We start from the raw sequence: 16,079 nt of genomic DNA on the forward strand, positions 1-16,079 counted from the left end.
CCGGATTCAGGCGCTCTGGATGTAATGCACCAGCTGGTTGATGACCTGCGCCTGCTCCTGAATGGTGGCATGGACCAGGTCGCCGATGGACAACATGCCCTGCACCGTCTTGCCTTCCAGCACCGGCAGGTGGCGGATGTGCTTTTCCGTCATCAGCGCCATGCACTCGTCCGACCTCTGGTCCGGCGTGACATACACCACCTTGCTGGTCATGATGTCGCGGATGCGGGTGCCAGCCGAAGTACGGCCCTGCAGCACGATGCGCCGTGCATAGTCGCGCTCGGAGAATATCCCCACCACGTCGCCGCCTTCCATCACCAGCACCGCACCGATGTCGTGCTCCGCCATCACCTGCAAAGCCTGAAACACGGTACTTTCCGGCGATACCGTCACCAGCACGCGCCCGGACTTCTGCTCCAGCAACTGTCTGACTGTCTGCATTGCACCCTCCCTGTTCGGCCAAGAGAACCTGATACAACCTGTTTTAATACTATAGAACAAGACTGATCAACGAAATGGCAGAAGGTATATCGTGCCCTTGCCCGGCCGCCACGCCGCCATGAAAAAGGCCGGTCAACATCGCTGTTGCCGGCCTGGCTTGCTGAGTGCTGACGCCTAGCTGGCGCGGATCATGGTGCCGACACCGTCGTCGGTCATGATTTCCAGCAGCAGGGCATGCGGCACACGGCCGTCGATGATATGCACGGTATTCACGCCGCTGCGCGCCGCATCCAGCGCCGAGCTGATCTTGGGCAGCATGCCGCCGTGGATGGTGCCATCGGCAAACAGTGCGTCCACTTGCTGGGCGGACAGGCCGGTCAGCAGCTTGCCCGCCTTGTCCAGCACGCCCGGGGTATTGGTCATCAGGATCAGTTTTTCGGCATTCAGGGTTTCGGCCAGCTTGCCGGCCACCAGGTCGGCATTGATATTGTAGGCTTCGCCATTGGCACCTACGCCGATGGGGGCTACTACCGGGATGAAATCCTGCCGGTCCAGCAGTGACACCAGCGAGGGGTCGATGCTGGAGATTTCACCGACCTGGCCGATGTCGATCTTGTCTTCGCTCTCATCACTGAGGAACATCTTTTCCGCGCGGATGAAATGGCCATCCTTGCCGGTGAGGCCAACCGCCTTGCCGCCATGGGTGTTGATCAGCGAGACGATTTCCTTGTTCACCAGGCCGCCCAGCACCATTTCCACCACGTCCATGGTTTCCTGGTCGGTCACGCGCATGCCCTGGATGAACTTGCCTTCCTTGCCCACGCGCTCCAGCAGCTCGTTGATCTGCGGGCCGCCGCCATGCACCACCACCGGATTGATGCCCACCAGCTTGAGCAGCACGATGTCCTTGGCAAAGCCTTCTTTCAGGGCATCGTCGGTCATGGCGTTGCCACCGTACTTGATCACGATGGTCTTGCCGGAAAAACGGCGGATATACGGCAGGGCCTCGGCGAGAACCAACGCTTTTTCAGCGGCATTTACAGACACGACACTCTCCTTCTGAGGATAAGGACCGGAGCCATTCCGGCCACTGGCGACAATGTGTTGCATTCTAATCAATCAAGCTACTGAACAGTGATTTATTAATTGTCATGACAAGGCAATTGCACTACATTGCCGGACATTAATGAATATTGATTCAGTTAAATCCATGACCGAAAACTGCCCTATCGCCCGCTGGCGTAGGAAAAAAGAAGCCCGCCCGGCTGAAATCCTGGATGCCGCCCTCAGCCAGTTTGTCGAAAAAGGCTATCGCGCCACCAAGATGGAAGACATTGCCCGCGCCGCAGGGGTGACCAAGGGCACGCCCTACCTGTACTTCCAGAATAAGGAAGAAATTTTCAAGGCGATTGCCCGCGGCACTTTCGTGGCCAATCTGCAGCAGCTGGACAGGCTGGCCGATGATTTCGACGGTTCCGCCAGTGCACTGCTCCATCAGATGGTGGCGCACTGGTGGCAGGAAGTGGGCTGCTCCCCTTCGGCCGGCCTGTGCAAGCTGATGATTGCGGAAGCGGCCAATTTCCCCGAACTTGCCCGCTTCTACTTTGAAGAACTGATCGCCCCCAGCAACCAGCTGCTGAGCCGGGTGCTGCAACGCGGCATCGATAGTGGCGAGTTTCGCGCCGTGCCGCTGGTGCACACCGTCGATGCCTTGCTGGCCCCCTTGCTGACCACCATGATTTTCAGCCACTCCTTCGGCCAGTTGCCTGGCTGCTGCATCGGTTCCACCAAAGACCCGCTCGGCTTTCTGCAAGACGCGCTGGATCTGGTGCTGCACGGCCTGAAAAACAACTGACAGGAAACATGCCCATGTCCACCTCTCCCCACCTCTGGCGTATTGCCCTGCTTGGCTTGCTGCTGGCCGGCTGCAGCAAACAGCAGGCCCCCAGCGAAGAAGTCCGCCCGGTACGCGTGGTCAGCGCCGGCCAGCACGGCATCGACAATGGCAACAGCTTTGCCGGACAAGTCCGCGCCCGTACCGAAACCGATCTGGCCTTCCGCATCGGCGGCAAGGTGATCGCCAAGCTGGTCAATAGCGGCGAGCATGTGCGCAAAGGTCAGGTGCTGGCGCGGCTGGATGCCAGTGACACCAGCCTGGACATCAGCGCCAAACAGGCACAACTGGCCGCGGCAGAATCCGACCTTGCCCAGCAGCAGCTCAATCTGAAGCGTTACCAGGAGCTGCTGGCCAAGCAATTCATCAGCCAGGCGCAGGTGGACAGCCAGCAAAATGGCGTCAACGCGGCGCGCGCCAAGCGTGACGAGGCACGCGCGCAACTGACCGCCAGCCGCAATCAGGGCAGCTACACCCAGCTGGTCGCCGATGCCGACGGCATCGTCAGCCAGATGCTGGCCGAGCCGGGACAGGTGGTGGCCGCCGGCCAGACCGTGGCACGGCTGGCACATGACGGCGAGCGCGAAGTCGCGATCCAGCTTCCGGAAAACGCCCTGGCCAGCGTGCGCCAGCAACAGACCTTCAACATCAGCCTGTGGGCCGGCAAACAGCAATACCAGGGCCGGCTGCGTGAACTGGCTGGTGATGCCGATCCGGCCACCCGCACCTATGCCGCACGCATCACCCTGCCACAAGCCGCTGGCCTGGCTCTGGGCCAGACGGCCACCGTGGCCCTGCCCGGCGCCAGCCACGGCGACAGCAGCGCCATGCGGCTGCCGCTGACCGCACTGCTGGACGAGCAGGGCAAGCATGCGCTGTGGATTGTCGATCCCAAGACGCAGCGCGTCAGCCGCCGCGCCGTCAGCGTGCTTGATATCAACAGCGACAGTGCCAGCGTACGTGGGGCGCTGCAGCCGGGCGAGCTGGTGGTGACTGCCGGTGTGCACCTGCTGCACGAAGGCCAGCGCGTGCTCCTGCTGCAGCAAGGCGAACAGTAATGAAGAAAATCAATCTGTCGGAATGGGCACTGCGCCACCAGGCACTGGTGTTCTACTTCATGGTGATGCTGATGGTGTCCGGCCTGTGGGCCTACACCCAGCTGGGGCAGAAGGAAGACCCGGAATTCACCTTCAAGGCCATGCTGGTGCAGACCTACTGGCCTGGAGCCAAGGCCGAGGAGGTAGAGCAGCAGATCAGCGACCGGCTGGAAGAAAAGCTGCAGGAAATGCCGGAAATCAAGTATGTGCAGAGCTATAGCAAACCGGGCGAATCGCTGCTGCTGATCGCTCTGCGTGAGGATATCCCAGCCAAGAACGTACCTGGCCTGTGGTATCAGGTACGCAAGAAGCTGGGCGATGTGCGCAGCAGCCTGCCAGCAAGCACCCAGGGCCCCTTCTTCAATGACGAGTTCGGCGATACCTTCGGCAATATCTACGCCTTTACCGGTGACGGTTTCAGCGCCGAAGAACTGCGCCGCTACGTCGACCGTGCCAAGGAAGAAATCCTGCGCGTGCCGGATGTGGGCAAGGTCAGCCTGGTGGGCGAGCAAAGCGAAAACATCTATATCGACCTCTCCAGCAGCAAGCTCGCTTCGCTGGGGCTGGATACCGGCAGCATCTGGACTGCGCTGCAGCAGCAAAATGCCATGCTGCCGGCCGGCAGTTACGAAACGGCCAGCGACCGCATCTGGGTGCGCCCTACCGGCAATTACAGCACGGTGGAAGCCGTGGCCAACACGCCCATCGTGGCCAATGGCAAGACGCTGCGGCTGGGTGATATCGCCAGCATTCACCGCGGCTTCATCGACCCGCCCTCCTTCCGCATGCGCTTCAACGGCCAGCCGGCCTTGGGCCTGGCCATTTCGATGAAAACCGGGGGCGATGTGCTGAAGCTGGGCGAGCATCTGGATGCCACGCTCAAGCAGATTCAGGCCAAGCTGCCGGTGGGCATACAGATTCACGCCGTGTCCGACCAGCCCAAGGTGGTGAAAGGCGCCGTCGGCGAATTCATGAGCTCGCTGATCGAGGCGGTGCTGATCGTGCTGGCCGTCAGCTTCTTCAGCCTGGGCCTGCGTACCGGGGTGGTGGTGGCGCTGTCGATTCCGCTGGTGCTGGCCATGACCTTTCTGGCCATGTACTTCTTCAAGCTCGACCTGCAACGCATCTCGCTGGGATCGCTGATCATCGCGCTGGGCTTGCTGGTGGACGATGCCATCATCGCCGTGGAAATGATGGCGCTGAAGCTGGAACAGGGCTGGAACAAGTTCCAGGCCGCGACGTATGCCTATACCAGCACCGCCTTCCCCATGCTCACCGGCACGCTGATTACCGCGGCCACCTTCCTGCCGGTGGGGCTGGCTAAATCCGACGCGGGCGAATATGTGTTCAGCCTGTTTGCCGTGGTCGGGCTGGCACTGATCCTGTCCTGGATCGTCGCCGTGGTGTTTACCCCGTTTCTGGGTTACAAGCTGCTGCCGGAACAGGCCATGCATCACCAGACACATGATGTGTACCAGAAGCCCTTCTACATCCGTTTTCGTGCGCTGCTGGAATGGTGCCTGCACTACCGCAAGACCGTCATCGCCATCACGCTGGGCGTTTTCGTGCTGTCCTTGCTGGCTTTCCGCCTGCTGGTGGCCCAGCAGTTCTTCCCCTCGTCCAACCGGCCGGAGCTGATGGTGGACATGTGGCTGCCGCGCGGTGCCAGTTTTGCCGCCACCGAAGGCGAAGTGAAAAAACTGGAAGCACTGATCAAGCAGGACAGGAACGTGCTCAGCGTCACCAGCTATGTCGGCAGTGGCAGCCCGCGCTTCTACCTGCCGCTGGACCAGCAGCAACAGCATCTGAACTACGCCCAGCTGATGGTGATGACCGGCGACGAGCATGTGCGCGAACAGGTCAAGGCGCGGCTGGAGTCCATCTTCGACCACGATTTCCCGCTGGTGCGCGGCCGGGTGACCCGGCTGGAAAACGGCCCGCCGGTGGGCTACCCGGTGCAGTTCCGCGTCATGGGGCCGGATCATGACAAGATCCGCGCCATTGCCGCCCAGGTAGAACAAAAGGTGCGCGCCCATCCGGCCAGCCGCCACGTCAACATCAACTGGGGCGAGCAGCAGAAAGCGCTGCGCATCACCCTGGATCAGGACAAGATCCGCCTGCTGGGCATCAACAGCCAATCCTTGTCGCAACAGCTGCAGATGCTGATTTCCGGCGCCACCATCACCGACTATCGCGATGGCAACCGTACCGTGGGCATTGTCGCCCGCCTCAACAAGCAGGAGCACAGCGACGTGGCCGCCCTCGGTGATCTGCAGGTGCAAACCGCCAGTGGCCGCTTTGTACCGGTATCCCAACTGGGCAAGATCGACTATCAGCCGGAAGAATCCATCATCTGGCGGCGCAACCGCCTGCCCACCATCACCGTCAATGCCGACGTGGCCGACGGCGTGCAGGGGGATGATGTATCCGCCGCGCTGTGGCCGCAGATGCAGCAGCTGGAACAAACCCTGCCGCTGGGCTATCACATCGAGCTGGGCGGATCGATGGAGTCCAGTGGCAATTCGCAGAGCGCCATCGCCGCGGTCGCCCCCTTCATGATCGTGGTGGTGCTGACCCTGCTGATGCTGCAGCTGCAAAGCTTCCAGCGCACCCTGATGGTCTTGCTGACCGCACCGCTGGGCATGATAGGCGTGACGCTGACGCTGATCATCTTCCATGCGCCCTTTGGCTTTGTCGCCATGCTGGGGGTGATTGCCCTGTCCGGCATGATCATGCGCAACTCGGTCATCCTGGTCGACCAGATCGAACAGGACATCCGCGAAGGCATAGACCGGCACGAGGCCATCATCGGTTCGACGGTACGGCGCTTCCGCCCCATCATGCTGACCGCGCTGGCCGCCATCCTGGCCATGATCCCGCTGACCCGCAGCACCTTCTGGGGGCCGATGGCCGTGGCCATCATGGGGGGCCTGCTGGTGGCCACGGTGCTGACCCTGCTGTTTTTGCCCGCCCTGTACGCCCAGTGGTTCAGGGTGGAAAGCAAACCGAAGAGAACATCATGAAGACATACGCCCACTGCGCACCGCTGTTGAGCGGACTGGCCCTGCTGCTGGCCAGCACGGCCACGCCGGCCTTCGACCTGAACCAGGCCTGGCTGGCCGCCCGCGACTACAACAGCGACTACGCGGCCTCGCGTGCCGATCTGGGCGCCGGTCGGGAACAGGCGGTGCAAGGCCGTGCCCAGTTGCTGCCACAAGTGGCGCTGAGCGGCAGCTACAGCCACACCAACCCCACCCAGCCGGCCGGGCAGTCCACTTACGACAGCTCCGGCTATGGTGTGCAACTGAGCCAGCCGCTGTTCGACACCAGCAAGTACAGCGCCTATCAGAAAGGCAAGATTGCCAGCCAGCAGGCCGAAACCGCCTTCAGCGCGGCAGAGCAGCAACTGATCGTCGACATCGCCCGCGCCTATTTTGACGTGCTGCTGGCCGAAGACACCCTGGCCGCCACCCGCGCCAGCAAAAAGGCTTTTCACACCCAGCTGGAACAGGCGAAAACCGCCTTTGAGCTGGGTACGGCCACCATCATCGACACCCACGAAGCCCAGGCCGGCTTCGATGCCGCCAACGCCAAGGAAATCGTTGCACTGAACCAGCAGGAAATCAGCCAGAACAATCTGCGCCGGCTGACCGGCCTGGATGCCAGCGCCATCCAGCCCTTGCAGGAGCAACTGCCGCCACCGCCCGCCGGCACCCTGCAAGGCTGGCTGGAGACCGCCACGCACAACAGCCTGGCACTGCGCGCTGCCGAACAGGCCTTGCAATATGCCAGCCAGACCGTCACCGAAAAACGCGGCAACCAATTACCGGTGGTGGCACTCAATGCCGGTTATAACGACAACCGCAGCAACCAGGCCGGCACGATACCGGTCACCCGCGGCAGCAGCATCGGCGTGACCGTCAGCCTGCCGCTGTTTGCCGGCGGCGGCATCAACTCGCAAATCCGCGAAGCACTGGCCCGTGAAGAATCGGCGCGCGACAAGCTGGAATCCGCCCGCCGCCAGCTCAGGGAAGATGTACGCAAAAGCTGGCTGGGCGTGACCAATGGCGCGGCACTGGTGCGGGCACAGCAACAGCTGCTGGTCTCGGCCAAAAGCAAGGTCGACTCCACCAAGCTGGGCAAGGAAGTGGGCATTCGGACCAATCTGGACGTACTGCAGGCCGAGCAGGCTTACTACGATGCACTCACCAGCCTGGCCACCGCCAAATACGATTACCTGACAGCTCGCCTGCAGCTGGGACAAGTGGCGGGCACGCTGGACCAGCAGCAACTGCAGGAGGTGAATGCGGCAGTGCGGCATTAAGAAAATGTGTTACTTTTGATCAAATGGGGCTACTGTTCGCACAGCGGCCCCATTTTTCATGGTGTGCTGGTCTTGCAACAAGTGTTTAACTTTTTGTGGCAAGTGTAGCTTTTTGCTAAACACCTGATTAGAATCAAACGACTCTGGAAGCCGCCGATTCATCGCCCCGGCAGCTGGTTGACCCGGCAAAAAAGCATTGAAAGTGCCACCGCCGCAACCAGCCCTTCCGTCCAGGACATCGCCGCCAGGCACCCCAATCTTAGGAGAGATGGAATGAGCAACAAGGATCTGATGCAACGCAAGGCCGAGGCTACCCCGCGCGGCGTGGGTGTAATGTGTACTTTCTTTGCCGACAAGGCCAAGAACGCCGAAGTATGGGATATCGAAGGCAACCGTTACATCGACTTTGCTGGCGGTATCGGCGTACTGAATACCGGCCATCTGCACGACAAGGTACAGGCTGCCGTGGCCGCGCAACTGAACAAGTTCAGCCACACCTGCTACCAGGTCGTACCCTACGAATCCTATATCGATGTGGCCGAAAAGCTGAACAAGCTGACTCCGGGCAACTTCGCCAAGAAAACCGCTTTCTTCAGCACCGGCGCCGAAGCCGTCGAGAACGCCATCAAGGTAGCCCGCGCCGCCACCGGCCGTCCGGGTGTGATCGCATTTGGCGGTGCCTTCCACGGCCGTACCATGCTGGGCATGGCCCTGACCGGCAAGGTTGCCCCGTACAAGATCGGCTTTGGTCCGTTTGTGGGTGAGATCTACCACGCTGCCTACCCGAATGCCCTGCACGGCGTATCGGTGGAAGATTCGCTGGCCAGCATCGAAAAACTGTTCAAGTTCGATATCGAAGCCAAGCGCGTGGCCGCCATCATCTTCGAACCGGTACAAGGCGAAGGTGGTTTCTACTCCGCACCGGCCGAATGGGTGCGTGCCATCCGCAAGCTGTGTGACGACAACGGCATCGTGATGATTGCCGACGAAGTGCAAGCCGGCTTTGCCCGTACCGGCAAGCTGTTTGCCATGGAACACTACGATGTGACCCCGGACCTGACCACCATGGCCAAGTCGCTGGCTGGCGGTTTCCCGCTGGCAGCCCTGGTCGGCAAGGCCGAACTGATGGACGCACCGGCACCGGGCGGCCTGGGTGGCACTTACGCCGGCAGCCCGCTGGGCCTGGCCGCTGCCAGTGCCGTGATCGACGTGATTCAGGAAGAAAAGCTGCTGGAACGTTCCAACAAGCTGGGCGACCTGCTGAAGGAAAAACTGCACAGCCTGAAGAAAGACATCCCGCAGATCGCCGATGTACGTGGTCTGGGCGCGATGGTGGCTGTGGAATTCAACAAGCCGGGCACCCACGAGCCGGATGCCGAGTTCACCAAGAAGGTACAGACCAAGGCACTGGAATCCGGCCTGATCCTGCTGACTTGCGGCGTGTACTACAACGTGGTGCGTTTCCTGTTCCCGCTGACCATCGAAGACGAAATCTTCGCCGAAGCGCTGGCCAAGCTGGAAGCCGCCCTGAAGGCCTGATCGCTTAACGGCTGATGGCAACGGCCAATCCCGGCAGCGGGGTTGGCCGTCTGCACAAACAATATCCTCCGCCCACCTTCTGGAGAGAGACATGCTGAACCTGAAAGATCCTTCCCTGCTCAAGCAGCAGTGCTATATCAACGGCCAATGGCTGGATGCCGACAATGGCGAAACCATCCCGGTCACCAACCCGGCCACCGGCGAAGTCATCACCAGCGTGCCGAAAATGGGCAAGGCCGAAGCCGAGCGCGCCGTAGCCGGTGCCGCCGAAGCCTTCAAGAGCTGGAAAAAGAAATCCGCCAAGGAACGCGCCACCATCCTGCGCCGCTGGTTTGACCTGATGATGGCCAACCAGGACGACCTGGCCGTCATCCTGACCTGCGAACAGGGCAAGCCGCTGGCCGAAGCCAAGGGCGAAATCGCCTATGGTGCTTCTTATATCGAATGGTATGCCGAAGAAGCCAAGCGCCTGTACGGTGACACCATCCCGGCTCCGGCTGCCGACCGTCGCATCCTGGTCACCAAGGAGCCGATCGGCGTGACCGCCGCCATCACCCCGTGGAACTTCCCCAATGCCATGATCACCCGCAAGGCGGCTCCGGCCCTGGCAGCAGGTTGCCCGATGGTGGTGCGTCCGGCCAGCCAGACTCCGCTGTCCGCCCTGGCCATTGCGGTGCTGGCCGAACGCGCCGGCATCCCGGCCGGCGTGTTCTCGGTACTGACCGGTGGCTCCAGCGAAATCGGCGCCGTGCTGACCGGCAGCGATACGGTGAAGAAATTCTCCTTTACCGGCTCCACCGAAGTGGGTCGCAAACTGATCGCCCAATGTGCCGACACCGTCAAGAAAGTGTCGATGGAACTGGGCGGCAACGCACCGTTCATCGTGTTTGATGATGCCGATCTGGATGCTGCCGTCGAAGGCGCCATGATTTCCAAGTATCGCAATGCCGGCCAGACCTGCGTCTGCGCCAACCGCATCCTGGTACAGGATGGCGTGTACGATGCCTTTGCCGAGAAATTTGCCGCTGCCGTGGCCAAGCTGAACGTGGGCAATGGTCTGGAAGCCGGCATCACCCAGGGCCCGATGATCGATACCAATGCCGTGGCCAAGGTGGAAGAGCACATTGCCGACGCGCTGGCCAAGGGCGGCAAGCTGGTGGCGGGTGGCAAGCGCCACGCACTGGGCCACAGCTTCTTCGAACCCACGGTGATTACCGGCGTGACTCCGGCGATGAAAGTGGCCAAGGAAGAAACCTTCGGCCCGCTGGCACCGCTGTTCCGCTTCAGCACCGAAGAAGAAGCCATCCAGATGGCCAACGATACCGAATTCGGCCTGGCCAGCTACTTCTATGCCCGCGATGTGGGTCGTATCTTCCGCGTATCGGAAGGTCTGGAATATGGCATGGTCGCCGTCAACAGCGGCATCCTGTCCAATGAAGCCGCGCCCTTTGGCGGCGTGAAGCAATCCGGCCTGGGCCGTGAGGGCAGCAAGTACGGTATTGAAGACTATCTGGAAATCAAATACGTACTGCTGGGCGGCCTGGACAAATAAGTCCGGTCATCCCTGCTGAAAAGGCCGCTTGCGCGGCCTTTTTCGTATCTGCCAAAGACCAGGGCCGCTCACGCGGCCCTGGTCTTTGCATCTGCCCACCAATCAATGCAGCTTGACGATGGTTTCCGACAGCGGAATGTCCGCCTCGCGCAGGCAATCGCACAAGTCCTGCCAGGTGGCATCCTTGTCCGGCGCCACGTCCGGCACCACCAGCCAGGGCGACCGTGCCAGCAGTTCTTCGCTGCCGCGCAACTTGAGACCCACTTCATAACCCTGCATTTCCGGCTGATATTCCGCCACGGCCTCCAGGTCCTGCAAGCCGCCGACACGGGTGGCAATCAGGGCCACGGTCAGCCCCAGCCGTTTGCGGTTCCAGGCACGTACCCCGGCCTGCAAGGACTCCCACCACGGCAGCGGTGCAAACAGCTCGGCTTCGCCATATTCCATCTCGGCGCCGATGGCCTGCTGCACCAGCGGCATCACCGCATCCAGCGCCTTGCGCGACAGCTGCCTTGCCTGCTCCACCGGCAAGGCGCCACGTTCCACCAGGAAGGGCAGCCAGGAAATCACCAGCTGCGGGTCCTGCGTCTTGCGGGCCGCCTCGTAAGTGGCACGCGACGACTCCGGATCCAGCGGCGCAAAATCACAGCCGGCGTCCATCACACCGGCCAGATGCATCAGGTTCTGGCAAGCGCGCTCATTCAGCATGTCCACGGTAAACAGCGTGGGGGAAATCCACAGAATGGCCTTTTCCGGCACATCCAGCGCATCCGCCAGCGGCGTCTCCAGGCGTTCCAGCAAGGGGAAGTGCCACCACACCCCACCCTGCGCGCGGGAAAAGGCAAAGGGCAAGGCCCACAATTCGAAAGACATCACCGAGCCATCCGCCCGCACCACTTCGGGAAAGGCAATGGCATCGCGCGCGCTATTCACCAGCAAGGCACGCGCCACCGGTTCGCCCAGCAGGGATAACTGGGCTTCGGTGAACACCGCCTGATCCCCGCCCATCAGTGCCTGCTGCACTTGTGCCGCAAAACCGGCGCGGTGAATCGGGTCCTGGGCAGCGGCACGCGCCGCATCACGCAAGGTGCGGATGGCACGGCTGCGCTCGGCCGGTGGCAAGGGCTCGGTTGGCCCCTGGCGCATCTCCCTGGCCTTGGGGCCGACTTCGCGTTCGGCATAAGCCTCATGCAAACGCTGGTAGCAGGCGATGGCTTCGTCGCAGATGGCCTGCAGACGGGCCGCTGTCGGCGGCTCGCCACTGAAATTGAAATCAAACAGCCGCAAGCCGCGGTTGCATACGTAAATGCTGCGGTTGCCATCCACATCGAATAGCAGCGCGCTGGCAAATTCGTCTTCATCACGACCGGCAAAGTCGGTGAAATCATTGCCAACCAGGCGGCAGACAAAGGCCGGAGCAGCGGTATGCACCAGATACTCGGTCGCTTCCAGACCGGACTCGTCCACGGCGTCGCCAAAAATGAAGCGATTGGGCAATTGCGGCTCGCCCTTGATATGAGCATTGCGGGGATGAGGTGTCATCAGTCAACCAGAAAAATCAGCAAAAACATCCCATTGTACCCGCCAGCCCGCCCGAGGTGAAACCTCGGGGAGCCCAAATGCCGCAATTTGGCTTATTGCCGGGTCTGTCTCCAGTTTGTCATCAACGCCGTCAATGACTGCCGCTGCTGCCCTGCTGCATCAAAATTGTCCGCGGACAGCCATTGCTCCAGCAGCTGGCGCACCATCGGCCACTCGCCATCCAGTATCGAATACCAGGCGGTATCGCGGTTTCGCCCCTTGCTGATCATGGCCTGGCGGAACAAGCCTTCAAACAGAAAACCCAGGCGCTCGGCCGCCCGGCGTGACGGCAGGTTGAGGGCATTGCACTTCCATTCGTAGCGGCGGTAACCCAGCGCAAAGGCATGGCGCATCATCAGATACATGGCCTCGGTCGCCGCCGGCGTGCGTTGCAGCAAGGGAGAGAAATTGAGATGGCCCACTTCGATCACCCCATTGGCCGGGTCGATGCGCAAATAGCTCGCCAGCCCAAGAGCCTGCCCCGAACCAGCGTCCACGATAGCGTAAAACTGCGGATCAGCCAGGCCCTCCATGCTGCTCAGCCATTGCCGATAGCTTGCCTGATCAGCAAACGGGCCATAGGGCAGATAGGTCCAGTTTGCGCCCTCGACATCCCGCTGCATCGCGGCGTAGAGCGCCTCACCATGACGGGCCACCGACAAGGGCTCCAGCCGGCAATACTGACCGTGCAGCACCACGGGCTGCGGCTGTGGACAGGGCTGCCACTGTGGCAGCGGCAAACCATGCAACTGGCCCAGGGCATTGGCTTCGCCAGCCGCCAGGCGCTGCGCGATAAAGGTATCGGACATGGGCACTCCTAACAGGCACATTGAATGGAGGTGGCCGCCACCGCATGGCTGCCAACGGTGGCGTAGCCATCACGCTTCCACCAGTCCAGCCCGCCCTGCAGCTCTTTCACCCGAAAACCCAGCTGCAACAGCTTGATCGCCCCATTGGTCGAGCCATTGCAACCGATGCCATCGCAAAATGGCACCAGCAAGGCATCACGCGGCAACGCTGCCGTGGTCTGTGCCGACATGGTACGGTGTGGCAAGGACAAGGCACCGGGAATGGTTTCTCTTTCGAATGCACCGGCCGCACGGGTATCAATCAGAATCACCTTCTCCCCGGCATCCAGTGCGGCCTTTACATCAGCGGCATCGATTTCATAGGCCAGCTTGGCCTGATAGAACTCCAGCTGCGTCATCACGCCCTCCTTGTTCATGCATTGCAATACAAGCAGATTACGGGCAAATTGATTCCTTCAAAAGAACCACTTGCCACCTTCACGCAGGAACCACTCATCACCGTGCAAACCGACTGGATTATCGAACACCTGCAGCGCTGCCTGCTACGCGATGGCCAGACCACGCTGGGGCAACAGCTCTACCGTCTGCTGCGCGAAGCCATTCGCAGCCAGCAACTGAAAGGTGGCACCGCGCTGCCGGCCAGCCGCACACTGGCGCAGGCGCTGCAGCTCGGCCGCAATACCGTGCTGGCCGCTTACGACCAGTTGCTGGCCGAAGGCTATCTGCACAGCAAGCAAGGAGCAGGCACCTTTGTCAGCCCGCTCTTTGCACAGCAAAGCGCCCATCTGCCACCGACCATGCCACATGCCGGCCTGTCACAGCGCGGGCAGCAACTTACCGCGCAGTGCCGCTTACCCACCGGGCTGACAGGTGCTTTTGCGCCTGGCCTGCCGGAATTACAGCAGTTCCCGCATCACACCTGGCAGCGGCTGCAGCAAGTGCGCAGCAAACAGGCTCCCGCACACTGGTGGCACTATCAGCAACAAGGCGGCCTGCCGGAACTGCGACAAGCTGTTTGCGATTATCTGCAACTGTCGCGCTCGGTACGTTGCCAGCCCGAGCAGATTCTCATCGTGCAAGGTGCCCAGCAGGCGCTGGAACTGGCGGCCCGGTTGCTGAGCGATGCCGGCGACTGCGCCTGGATGGAGGATCCGGGCTATGTCGGTGCCCAGGCTGCGCTACAAGCCGCCGGTCTGCAGCTGATTCCCGTCGCGGTAGACGAACAAGGCTTGAATCCGGCAGCCGCCCCTGTTGGCAGTACGCCACGACTGATCTACATCACCCCCTCCCATCAATATCCCAGTGGCGTGGTGATGTCGCTGCAACGGCGGCTGGAGCTGCTGCAACTGGCAGAAACCTGCAACAGCTGGATCATCGAGGACGATTACGACAGCGAATTCCGCTACGATACCCAGCCCATCGCCTCGCTGCAGGGGCTGGCCAGCAGCGAACGGGTCATCTATGTCGGCACCTTCAGCAAGGTGATGTTTCCAGCGCTGCGGCTAGGCTATCTGGTTATCCCACCCACCCTGACAGACAGCTTCCGCGCGGCCTATGCCCGCTTCTACCGTGAAGGCAGCTATGCCCAGCAGGCCGCACTGGCCGATTTTATCGAGCAGGGACACTTCGCCCGCCATATCCGGCGCATGCGCGAACTGTATCGCATACGCCAGCAGCTGCTGCGCCACACACTGGAGCATGCCCTGGGCAGCGCCGTGCCCCTGTCCGCAGGCCAGGCCGGCATGCATCTGGTCGCCCGACTGCCAGCCCATGTCGACGACCAGCAACTGAGCAGCCTTGCGGCGCGGGAGCAGCTATGGCTACGCCCGCTATCCGGCCATTATCTGCAACAGCCCGAGCAAAACGGGCTGGTGCTGGGTTATGCCGGCGTCGAAGAAACCCTTATCCGCCAGTCTGCCTTGCGGCTGGCGCAATTGCTGGAGCCCATGTTGTGACCGATCACAAACCACCCTTGCTGATCAGCGCCTGCCTGCTGGGACAGCCGGTGCGCTACGATGGCCAATCCAAGAGCCAGAATGCCGCATGCCTGACACAGCTGGCATCGCATTACCAGCTACTGCCCGTCTGCCCAGAATGCGCAGGTGGACTACCCGTGCCGCGACCTGCCGCAGAAATCATTCATGGCGATGGCCGGCAGGTGCTGCGCGGCCAAGCCCGGGTGGTGACGGCCAGTGGCGAAGATGTCAGCCAGCCATTCCGGGCCGGTGCCGAGCACACCCTGCAGCTGGCCAAGCAATATGGTTGCCAGCTGGCACTACTCAAAGCCAATAGCCCGTCCTGTGGCAATCACGACATCTACGATGGGAGCTTCAGTCAACAGCTGCGACACGGCCAGGGTGTCACTGCTGCCTTGCTGCAACAACATGGTTTGCAGGTATTCAATGAAAATGAAATAGACCAACTGCTGGCGCTGGTGACCGACATGCGTTGATTTGATGAGATCAGAATGTAAAAAGCCCGGAACAAGTCCGGGCTTTTTACTGCCAGCTAGCTGGCAAATGGGAAGGTTGGCGGTGTCCTACTTTCACATGGCGAATGCCACACTATCATCGGCGCTAAGGCGTTTCACGGTCCTGTTCGGGATGGGAAGGCGTGGGACCACCTCGCTATGGCCACCAAACACAAGCTGTCACCTGCTTTCCTGCCGGAATGACTCGACGGTCAGGAAAACAGTTAAATCAAAGCCCAGCTCGTTTGAGCTGGGCTTTTGTAAGGGGAGTCTGGCGGTGTCCTACTTTCACATGGCGAATGCCACACTATCATCGGCGCTAAGGCGTTTCACGGTCCTGTTCGGGATGGGAAGGCGTGGGACCACCTCGCT

At 61.3% G+C, this 16,079-nt stretch carries 13 protein-coding genes and 2 rRNA genes; 8 read left to right on the top strand and 7 right to left on the bottom strand.

The genetic code is table 11. From position 1 onward, the window contains the following. Positions 1-6: 6 nt before the first annotated feature. Positions 7-441: a CBS domain-containing protein gene (locus tag JHD64_RS12075; protein ID WP_059285262.1), complete on the bottom strand. Its 435-nt coding sequence runs from the start codon at positions 439-441 to the stop codon at positions 7-9. Positions 442-615: 174 nt separating this feature from the next. Then, on the bottom strand, positions 616-1,488 hold the full coding sequence (argB, locus tag JHD64_RS12080) for an acetylglutamate kinase (protein ID WP_059285261.1): 873 nt from the start codon (positions 1,486-1,488) through the stop codon (positions 616-618). A gap of 139 nt (positions 1,489-1,627) precedes the next feature. On the opposite strand from argB, the gene JHD64_RS12085 reads away from it, so the two are divergent. From JHD64_RS12085 to gabD, 6 genes are all read left to right on the top strand, one after another. Then, positions 1,628-2,296 (top strand): TetR/AcrR family transcriptional regulator, encoded by a 669-nt coding sequence (locus JHD64_RS12085; RefSeq protein WP_233170466.1) that lies wholly within the window; start codon positions 1,628-1,630, stop codon positions 2,294-2,296. Between the two features lie 14 nt (positions 2,297-2,310). Continuing rightward, positions 2,311-3,393 (top strand): efflux RND transporter periplasmic adaptor subunit, encoded by a 1,083-nt coding sequence (locus JHD64_RS12090; protein ID WP_199053368.1) that lies wholly within the window; start codon positions 2,311-2,313, stop codon positions 3,391-3,393. Beyond that, positions 3,393-6,455 (top strand): efflux RND transporter permease subunit, encoded by a 3,063-nt coding sequence (locus JHD64_RS12095; RefSeq protein ID WP_199053369.1) that lies wholly within the window; start codon positions 3,393-3,395, stop codon positions 6,453-6,455. The genes JHD64_RS12090 and JHD64_RS12095 overlap by 1 nt, the downstream gene beginning before the upstream one ends. Then, entirely contained in the window at positions 6,452-7,756 is a 1,305-nt protein-coding gene (locus tag JHD64_RS12100) for a TolC family outer membrane protein (protein WP_199053370.1), read from the top strand. The genes JHD64_RS12095 and JHD64_RS12100 overlap by 4 nt, the downstream gene beginning before the upstream one ends. Positions 7,757-8,029: 273 nt before the next feature. Next, positions 8,030-9,295 carry a 4-aminobutyrate--2-oxoglutarate transaminase gene (gene gabT / locus JHD64_RS12105; protein WP_059285257.1) on the top strand — a complete coding sequence of 422 codons (1,266 nt, stop codon included), beginning with the start codon at positions 8,030-8,032 and terminating at the stop codon, positions 9,293-9,295. A gap of 91 nt (positions 9,296-9,386) precedes the next feature. Continuing rightward, entirely contained in the window at positions 9,387-10,847 is a 1,461-nt protein-coding gene (gene gabD / locus JHD64_RS12110) for an NADP-dependent succinate-semialdehyde dehydrogenase (protein WP_255524354.1), read from the top strand. Between the two features lie 102 nt (positions 10,848-10,949). Here the strand turns inward: gabD and JHD64_RS12115 are convergent, their stop codons facing one another. The 3 genes from JHD64_RS12115 to JHD64_RS12125 form a co-directional block, all read right to left on the bottom strand. Beyond that, positions 10,950-12,389 (bottom strand): hypothetical protein, encoded by a 1,440-nt coding sequence (locus JHD64_RS12115; protein WP_110313556.1) that lies wholly within the window; start codon positions 12,387-12,389, stop codon positions 10,950-10,952. Between the two features lie 92 nt (positions 12,390-12,481). Beyond that, positions 12,482-13,237: a GNAT family N-acetyltransferase gene (locus JHD64_RS12120; protein WP_199053371.1), complete on the bottom strand. Its 756-nt coding sequence runs from the start codon at positions 13,235-13,237 to the stop codon at positions 12,482-12,484. 8 nt (positions 13,238-13,245) lie between these two features. Continuing rightward, positions 13,246-13,635 carry a rhodanese-like domain-containing protein gene (locus JHD64_RS12125; protein ID WP_233170467.1) on the bottom strand — a complete coding sequence of 130 codons (390 nt, stop codon included), beginning with the start codon at positions 13,633-13,635 and terminating at the stop codon, positions 13,246-13,248. A 102-nt stretch (positions 13,636-13,737) separates the two neighbouring features. Between JHD64_RS12125 and JHD64_RS12130 the strand changes: the two genes are divergently transcribed. Together JHD64_RS12130 and JHD64_RS12135 are read left to right on the top strand one after the other, a co-directional pair. Then, positions 13,738-15,192 (top strand): PLP-dependent aminotransferase family protein, encoded by a 1,455-nt coding sequence (locus JHD64_RS12130; RefSeq protein ID WP_199053373.1) that lies wholly within the window; start codon positions 13,738-13,740, stop codon positions 15,190-15,192. Then, positions 15,189-15,689, top strand: a complete 501-nt coding sequence (locus JHD64_RS12135; protein ID WP_199053374.1) for a DUF523 domain-containing protein — start codon at positions 15,189-15,191, stop codon at positions 15,687-15,689. Before JHD64_RS12130 ends, JHD64_RS12135 begins: the two co-directional genes overlap by 4 nt. Before the next feature lie 74 nt (positions 15,690-15,763). On the opposite strand, the gene rrf (JHD64_RS12140) is transcribed toward JHD64_RS12135, so the two are convergent. Further along, positions 15,764-15,878: ribosomal RNA gene (rrf, locus tag JHD64_RS12140) — 5S ribosomal RNA — on the bottom strand. Positions 15,879-15,976: 98 nt separating this feature from the next. Then, a 5S ribosomal RNA gene (gene rrf / locus JHD64_RS12145) occupies positions 15,977-16,079 on the bottom strand; the annotation flags it as partial.

Origin of the sequence: Aquitalea sp. ASV15, from assembly GCF_016429115.1 — a bacterium.
GTDB lineage: Bacteria > Pseudomonadota > Gammaproteobacteria > Burkholderiales > Chromobacteriaceae > Aquitalea > Aquitalea magnusonii.